The sequence below is a fragment of the Patulibacter medicamentivorans genome, from assembly GCF_000240225.1.
GTDB lineage: Bacteria > Actinomycetota > Thermoleophilia > Solirubrobacterales > Solirubrobacteraceae > Patulibacter > Patulibacter medicamentivorans.
This window is the reverse complement of the sequence record NZ_AGUD01000197.1, coordinates 21,780-27,992: the sequence shown is the minus strand read 5'-3', so window position 1 is coordinate 27,992 and position 6,213 is coordinate 21,780. Positions and strand designations below refer to the sequence as shown.

7 protein-coding genes are annotated in these 6,213 nt (G+C 74.2%); 2 read left to right on the top strand and 5 right to left on the bottom strand.

Annotation, left to right across the window (positions count from 1 at the left end):
- The coding region (locus PAI11_RS12090; protein ID WP_040600021.1) for a proton-conducting transporter transmembrane domain-containing protein at window positions 1-1,459 on the bottom strand (1,459 nt) is incomplete at its 3' end.
- 242 nt (window positions 1,460-1,701) lie between these two features.
- Between PAI11_RS12090 and PAI11_RS12085 the strand changes: the two genes are divergently transcribed.
- On the top strand, window positions 1,702-2,505 hold the full coding sequence (locus PAI11_RS12085; protein ID WP_040600019.1) for an MOSC domain-containing protein: 804 nt from the start codon (window positions 1,702-1,704) through the stop codon (window positions 2,503-2,505).
- Between the two features lie 13 nt (window positions 2,506-2,518).
- Here the strand turns inward: PAI11_RS12085 and PAI11_RS12080 are convergent, their stop codons facing one another.
- From PAI11_RS12080 to PAI11_RS28315, 4 genes are all read right to left on the bottom strand, one after another.
- On the bottom strand, window positions 2,519-3,946 hold the full coding sequence (locus PAI11_RS12080; RefSeq protein WP_007574970.1) for an ABC1 kinase family protein: 1,428 nt from the start codon (window positions 3,944-3,946) through the stop codon (window positions 2,519-2,521).
- An 83-nt stretch (window positions 3,947-4,029) separates the two neighbouring features.
- Window positions 4,030-4,818, bottom strand: a complete 789-nt coding sequence (locus PAI11_RS24320; protein ID WP_050897221.1) for an MBL fold metallo-hydrolase — start codon at window positions 4,816-4,818, stop codon at window positions 4,030-4,032.
- Window positions 4,758-5,462 (bottom strand): tetratricopeptide repeat protein, encoded by a 705-nt coding sequence (locus PAI11_RS24315; RefSeq protein WP_007574966.1) that lies wholly within the window; start codon window positions 5,460-5,462, stop codon window positions 4,758-4,760. Before PAI11_RS24315 ends, PAI11_RS24320 begins: the two co-directional genes overlap by 61 nt.
- A 101-nt stretch (window positions 5,463-5,563) precedes the next feature.
- Window positions 5,564-5,686, bottom strand: coding sequence for a hypothetical protein (locus PAI11_RS28315; protein WP_007574964.1), 123 nt, complete (start codon window positions 5,684-5,686; stop codon window positions 5,564-5,566).
- Between the two features lie 139 nt (window positions 5,687-5,825).
- On the opposite strand from PAI11_RS28315, the gene PAI11_RS12065 reads away from it, so the two are divergent.
- Window positions 5,826-6,203, top strand: a complete 378-nt coding sequence (locus tag PAI11_RS12065) for a VOC family protein (RefSeq protein ID WP_007574962.1) — start codon at window positions 5,826-5,828, stop codon at window positions 6,201-6,203.
- Window positions 6,204-6,213 lie beyond the last annotated feature (10 nt).

Sequence of the window (6,213 nt, the reverse complement as noted above, 5' to 3'; positions counted from 1 at the left end):
GCAGCGGCGGCTCGTCGCCGGCCGGCAGCGTCGCCGCGTAGCGCCCGAGCAGGCCGTCGAGCCCCGACGCCGCGACGCCGACCACCAGGCCGGCCGCCGCGAGCAGCGCCGGTGCGGCCTCGAACGCGGGCTGCGGGGCGCTGCAGCGGCGGGCGGGCACGCCCGGCTTGTCGGCGAACGCCCCCCACGCGAAGCGGGCGGCGTAGGCGGCGGTCAGGATCGCGCCGACGACCAGCGCCACCAGCACCAGCGTGTCGCGCAGGCCGCCGCCCTCGAAGGCGCCGAAGGCGGTCTCCTTGGCCGCGAACCCGGCCAGCGGCGGGACGCCGGCCATCGACGCGGCCGCCAGCACGCCGATCAGCGCCAGCCCCGGACGGGTCCGCCGCAGGCCCGAGAGCGTGCGCAGGTCGCGGGTGCCGGTCGAGCGGTCGACGATCCCGACGACCAGGAACAGCGCCGCCTTGTAGAGCGCGTGGGCCAGCAGCATCGCCAGGCCGGCCAGCGCCGCGTCGCGGGTGCCCGCCCCGACCAGCACGATCAGCAGCCCGAGCTGGCTGACCGTGCCGTAGGCGAGCAGCAGCTTGAGGTCGTTCTGGCGCAGCGCCCGCAACCCGCCGAGCAGCATCGTCGCCAGGCCCAGCACCAGCACGATCTCCGACCAGCCGATCGTCCCGTGGAAGCCGGGCGCCAGCCGCGCCACCAGGTAGACGCCGGCCTTGACCATCGCCGCCGCGTGCAGGTAGGCGCTGACGGGCGTCGGCGCGGCCATCGCGGCCGGCAGCCAGAAGTGGAACGGGACCAGCGCCGACTTCGAGATCGCGCCGACCAGCAGCAGCGCGACCCCGATCGAGACGGTCGTGGTCGCCGCGGGCGGGTGGGCCACGATCTCGGAGATCCGGTAGGTGCCGGCAGCCTCGCCGACCATCACCGCGCCAACCAGCATCGCCAGGCCGCCGAGGGTCGTGACGATCAGCGCGTCCATCGCCGCCCGGCGTGCCCCGTCGCGGTCGGTGGCATGGCCGATCAGCAGGAACGACAGGACCGTCGTCAGCTCCCAGAAGACGTAGAGCAGCAGCAGGTCGTCGGACAGGACGAGCCCGAGCATCGCCCCGGCGAAGCCGACCAGGACGCCGGCGAAGCGCCCCAGCCCGGGCTCGTCGTCGCCGAAGTAGCGGGCGCAGTAGGCCAGCACCAGCGCCCCGACGGCGGCCGCGACCAGCGCCAGCAGCAGCGACAGCGCGTCGAGCCGGAAGGCCAGGTCGAGGCCCAGCGTCGGCACCCACGAGCGGACCTCGGAGACCGTCCCGCCACCGTCGATCGTCCCGACCTGGAGCGCCAGCCAGGCCGTCGCCGCCAGCGGCACGAGCGCGAGCAGGACGAAGGCGCGGCGGCCGAGACGGCCGATCAGGAGCGGGGCCGCGAGCGCTGCCACGGCGTGGGCGATGAGGACGATCGTCACGCGTCAGGCAGGGCCGCGGGCGGTCCGGCGGATCTCGTGCGGAGCCCGGATCCGGGCCCTGGCGACGAGCGACGCAGGCAGGGGGCGGGTCGGCTCGCGTCGAGTCGATGGTGGCCCCGTGCCAAGGGGACATGATTGCAGATGCACGCAGTTCGTCGTCGGTCGAACCTCGACCGCGACCGGTCCAGCGACCGCTGATCGGCCCCGTCGGCCGTCGGCCGCGGCCGGGTAGCCTGATGGTGATGGCGCAATCACTCGGGACCGTGACGTCGCTGCACCGCTTCCCGGTCAAGTCGATGCGCGGCGAGCGGCTGACGCGGGCCTGGCTGGGCCCCGCCGGGGTCGCCGGCGACCGCGAGTGGGCGCTGCTGGACGACGAGCGGCACTGGGCGTCCGCCAAGACCAATCGCTCGCGCTGGCGGCTGGTCGACGGGATGCTCGACCTGCGAGCACGGACCGCGGCCGAGGTCGGCCCGACGGTGGTCGAGGGCCCGCGGCCGGCCGCCACGACCGCCGCGTCCGACGAGGCCGGGGCGCCAGCCGTCGTCGTGGTCACGCTGCCCGACGGCCGCGAGGTCACCGCCGGCACGCCCGAGGCGGACGCCGTGCTCTCGGCCCACCTCGGCCGCGAGCTGCGCTTCGACCACGGCGACGACGGTCACCGCTGGGGGCGCCACCACGACGCCGCCCCGCTGCACCTGGTCACGACCAGCACCCTCGACGCCCTGCCGGGCCCGGACGGATCGCCGCTGGACCCGATGCGCCTGCGGCCGAACCTGGTGGTCGCCCCGGCCGCCGGCGGGGACTTCGCCGAGGACGCCTGGGTCGGCCGCCTGCTGCGGGTCGGCGACAGCCTGCTGCGGGTCACCGAGCGGACCGAGCGCTGCGTGATGACGACCCGCGCCCAGGCCGACGAGCTGCCCCACGCGCCGACCGTCCTGAAGCGGATCGGCCGCGCCAACGAGGCCTGCGCCGGCGTCTACCTGGCGGTCGTCGAGCCGGGCGCGGTCGCGGTCGGCGACCCGCTGGTGCCGATCCCCGGCTGACCGCCGCCGACCGCTACCAGGAGCGGCCGCGCTGCGCGAGCCACTCCGACTCCTGCCGGCCGAGGTCGCTGGCGACCTCGTCGTCGAACAGCCACTCGCGGACGATCCGGTGGTAGTTGAGGCTGGCGTCGAGCTGGCTGCAGACGGCGATCGCCATCCCGGCCAGGCGGATGCTCATCAGGTACTCGGCCGGGATCGTCGCGCGGCGCGTCTTGCCCCAGTACGGCGAGCGCGGGTCGGTGGCCTCGAAGACCATCTTCGCGACGTGGTCCTGGCTCAGGCGCGCGTCCTCGTCCTCGACCGCGAACCAGACCAGCTGCTGGGCCAGCTCCTGGGCGTCCTGAGGCGTGAAGCCGGCCGTCTCGGGGATCCAGTTGATCGCCTTGAGGTGCTCCAGCAGCCCGTCGCCGTCGCGGGCGAGCGCCAGCCGCACGGCCTGCGCCTGGTTCTCGACCATCTCGCGCGAGATCTGGTGGAAGAGCCCGAAGTCGATGAAGGCGACGCGGCCGTCGGCCAGCAGGATCGAGTTGCCCGGGTGCGGGTCGGCCGAGAACTGCCCGTCGCGCCAGACCCCGCCGTAGTAGAAGCGGAAGACGATCTCGGCCAGGCGGTTGCGCTCCTCCTGGCTCTTGGTCTTCCACTGCTCGAAGCCCTCGCCCTCGACGAACTCGGTCACGATCACGTGCTTGCCGCAGAGCTCGGTCGCGACGCCCGGGATCACCACGAACGGGTGGTTGCGGTGCAGGCGCGCCATCCGGCGGTGGTTGGCCGCCTCCAGCTCGTAGTCCAACTCCTCCTCGGTCCGCTCGCGGATCTCGTCGCCGACCGCCTGGACGTCGAGGCCCGGGGCCAGCGTCCTGGCCAGCCGCAGGATGATCCCGAGGTTCTGGAGGTCGGCGCGGACGGCGGCGTCGATGCCGGGGTACTGGACCTTGACCGCCGCCCAGTCGGTGCTCCAGCCGGCTGGCTTCTCGTGCAGGCGGGCGCGGTAGACCTGGCCGATCGACGCGGCGCCGATCGGCGTCTCGTCGAACTCGGCGAAGACGTTCCCGAGCTTGTCGCCGAGGTCGCGCTCGATCACCTTGCGCATGTCCTTGAACGCCACGTTCGGCGCCATGTCGCGCAGCTTCGAGAGCTTGGCCTGGAACTCCTCGCGGTGCTCCGGCGGAACCAGGCCGACGTCCATGAAGCTCAGGACCTGGCCGACCTTCATCGCCGCGCCCTTCATGGTCCCGAGCACGTCGACCATCTGCTCGGCGGTCTTCAGCTGCTGCTTCGAGAGCCGAGCGCTCTTGGCCTCGTCGCTGCGTCCGACGTTGCCGACCCGGGTCGCGCCCTCGCGCGCCGCGGCTCCGGCCGCCAGCCGCCCGATCGAGGCGGCCCGCTTGACGCGCGAGGTCGGGATCGCCTCGTCGGACTTCTTGCGGCGGGGCGTCGGCATGCGCGGAATCCTACTCGCGGACGGACCCGACACCCCCGCCTGACGCGATACAACGGTGCACGAAGGGTCCCAGCGCCCGCGGCTCAGGCTCGGCGCACCCGCGACCCGGGGACCAGGTCGTCGGACCCGTCCGGCCACCGGATCCAGCACTTGGTGCCGCCGTCGTAGTCGCGCGCCTCGAGCACCAGCCGGACCTCGTGGTCGACCGCCTCGCCGGCGTCGTCCGGCAGCGACACGACCACCGGCTCGTCGCCCTCGGGGTCGACGCCGGTCCAGACCCGCACGAACGGGTTGTGCTGGCGCTCGTGGCCGATCGTCGACGGCTCGGCGTGGCCGGAGACGACGATCGTCTCGTCCGGCAGCTCGAGCAGCGTGTCGAGGATCGAGGAGCGCAGGTCCTCGAAGGTCGTGTGGCCGGGCGCGCGGACGCCCGCGACCGACTCGCGGAAGAGCGTGTCGCCGGTGAAGACGTGGCCGTGGCCGACGAAGCTCAGCATCCCGGCGGTGTGGCCGGGGGTCGCGACCGCCTTCAGCTCCAGCGCGTCGCCGACGCGGATCGTCTCGCCGTCCTCGATGTTGGCGGTGTAGCCGACGGCGAACTCCTCGGCCAGCGGCTGCTCGAGCTCGTGGATCAGGACGTCGACGCGGCCGATCCGGTCGAGGATCTCCTCCAGCTGCGAGACGTGGTCGTAGTGGTGATGGGTCAGCAGGACCGCCGCCGGCGTCATCCCGTGGCGGGCCGCCGCCTCGCTCATCTTCGCCGCGTCGGCGCCGGCGTCGATGAACGCGCACGGTCCGCCGGACGTCCCGATCACGTAGGAGTTGCCCACGAAGCTCGGGATCTCGATCCGCTCCACCACCAGCTCGGCCATGAGCGCGATGCTCGCAGATCGGGAGCGCCCGGCTCGCCCCCCTCCAGGCCGAGCGCGACGCGGGCCGCCGCCGCGTTCGCGCGCGTCAGCGCCGTCGAGGGGTGGCGCGGGCCGAGTCGCCGGCACTTGATTGCCAGCGCCCGCTCGTGGAGCGCGAGGGCGGCCGCCGGGTCACCCTGGCGGTGGCGGACTGCGCCGAGGTTGCCGCAGGCGACGGCGACGTCCAGATGCTCCGGGCCACGGGCCCGCTCGAGCCGCGGCAGCGCTCGTTCGAGCAGCCTCCGGGCCTCGTCGCGGTGTCCGCGCCCGTCGAGGATCGCGGCCAGCGCGACCTCGTCGGCGGCGACGTCGGGATGGGCGTCGCCGAGCCGCGCCCGCCGCAGCGCGAGCCCCCGCCGCGCCGGGTCCTCAGCGGCCGCCCAGCGGCCGCGCGCGTGCTCGATCCCGCCGCGGTTGTGGAGCAGGGTCGCCAGCTCGACGCTGTCGCGCGGGACCCGGTCCAGGGCCAGCGCCAGCGCCCGCCGGTTGAGCGCGTCGGCTCGCGCCAGGTCGCCGATCGCCTTGGCGTGAACGGCCCGTTCGTTGGCGGTCGCGGCCACCAGCGGATCGCGACCGTCGCGGCCGGCCATGGCGGCGTCGGCCACGCGCAGCAGCCGTCCGGCCGCGCCGAGCCGCCCCCGCTCGCTCAGCCACCGTCCGGCGATGCACGCGAGCTCGGCGGCCCGGCGGGAGGGGGAGCCGGCCGTCAGCGCTCGACGACCGTCTCGTTGTGGTTGAGCGCGATCGCGCCGAGCGCCGGGGCGACCCCGGCGACAGCCGCCGCGACCGCAGCCGCGGCGACGCCGATGCTCAGGACCTTGCGCGTCATTCGTTCCTCCGGTTTCGTGGACGCGGGCAGCGTCTCAGCGACCCCGGCCGTCGCCAATCGGGGGACGACCCCGAACTTGGCGTGCCGCGGCGCCCGGCCGGCTCGTGGTCCTCCGCGGCGGCCGGTACCCTCGCGGGCGATGGCTGGCCTGCTCCACACCTGTTACCGGATCGGCGACATCGACCGGTCGGTCTCGTTCTACGAAGCGCTCGGCTTCGAGGAGCTTCGGCGGATGCCGATCCGGGACGAGGCGATCAACGTCTTCATGGGCCTGCCGGGCGACGGCCCGCGGCTGGAGCTGACCTACAACCACGGGGTCGACCACTACGAGATCGGCAGCGGCTACGGCCACATCGCGGTCTCCGTCCCCGACATCGAGGCCGCGCTCGCCGACCTCGCCACCCAGGGGATCACGCCCGAGAAGCCGCCGTACCGGGTCCGCGAGGGTGGATCGCTGCTCTGCTTCGTGCGCGATCCGGACGGCTACCGGATCGAGCTGATCGAGCACGCCGACTGACGGGCCGCTC